This window comes from Bradyrhizobium viridifuturi (genome assembly GCF_001238275.1).
In the GTDB taxonomy this organism is placed as follows: domain Bacteria; phylum Pseudomonadota; class Alphaproteobacteria; order Rhizobiales; family Xanthobacteraceae; genus Bradyrhizobium; species Bradyrhizobium viridifuturi.
In genome coordinates, this window is the sequence record NZ_LGTB01000118.1 from 1 (window position 1) to 1,373 (window position 1,373).

The 1,373-nt window shown below is 66.9% G+C and carries 1 protein-coding gene; it reads left to right on the forward strand.

Going from position 1 to position 1,373, the window contains the following annotated elements; all coding sequences use genetic code 11:
- Window positions 1–1,373 (forward strand): DUF5801 repeats-in-toxin domain-containing protein (locus ALC15_RS44445; RefSeq protein ID WP_244486502.1); only part of this gene is annotated, 1,373 nt, incomplete at both ends.

A 1,373-nucleotide genomic window follows, 5' to 3' on the forward strand; every position in this document is an offset into this window, starting at 1 on the left:
CACGCAGGATGCGCACGACACCAATGCGTCGGCGACGGTCGCGACCGAAGACTTCTCCGGCGCGTTCACCATCGGCAACACCAACCTCTACGGCGCCGACGGCGCCGGTGCGACCACGATCAGCTACACGCTGGGCTTCCACACCGGCGTGGCCGACGGCGTCGACAGCGGGCTGACCCATGCCGGCAGCACGATCTACCTGTACGACGTCGGCGGTGTCATCACCGGCTCGACCTCGACGACCGCGGGCGGCATCAACGCCGGCAACACCGCGTTCACGCTGAGCGTCGGCCTCACCACCGGCATCGTGACGCTGACGCAACTGGAGTCGATCGACCACTCGCAGACCGACACCTACAGCGGCTCGTACATCAACGACATCAAGCAGATCGCGGCCAACCTGGTCGATCTGACCGCGAGCGCATTCACCACCGACAGTGAAGGCGACAAGACGGTCACGGCTTCGGCCTCGGTCGACGTCGGTCATCAGATCGAGTTCGGCGATGACGGCCCGCAGACCCCGACCGTGACGCTGGCGGCGTTCAGGGCGCCGGTGCTGCTGACGTTCGACGGCGGCCTGGCCGGTGGCAACTTCACCGGTACGCAGGATGCGCACGACACCAATGCGTCGGCGACGGTCGCGACCGAGGACTTCTCCGGTGCGTTCACCATCGGCAACACCAACCTCTATGGCGCTGACGGCGCCGGTGCGACCACGATCAACTACACGCTGGGCTTCCACACCGGCGTCGCCGACGGCGTTAGCAGCGGCCTGACCCATGCCGGCAGCACGATCTACCTGTACGACGTCGGCGGTGTCATCACCGGCTCGACCTCGACGACCGCAGGCGGCATCAACGCCGGCAACACCGCGTTCACGCTGAGCGTCGGCCTGACCACCGGCATCGTGACGCTGACCCAACTGGAGTCGATCGACCACTCGCAGACCGACACCTACAGCGGCTCGTATATCAATGACGTCAAGCAGATCGCGGCCAACCTGATCGACCTGACCGCGAGCGCGTTCACCACCGACAGCGAAGGCGACAAGACGGTCACGGCTTCGGCCTCGGTCGACGTCGGTCACCAGATCGAGTTCGGCGACGACGGTCCGCAGACCCCGACCGTGACGCTGGCGGCGTTCACGGCGCCGGTGCTGCTGACGTTCGACGGTGGCCTGGCCGGCGGCAATTTCACCGGCACGCAGGATGTGCACGACACCAACGCGTCGGCGACGGTCGCGACCGAAGACTTCTCCGGCGCGTTCACCATCGGCAATACCAACCTCTATGGCGCCGACGGCGCCGGCGCGACCACGATCAGCTACACGCTCGGCCTGCATGCCGGCGTGGCCAATGGCAGCGCCAGCGGGC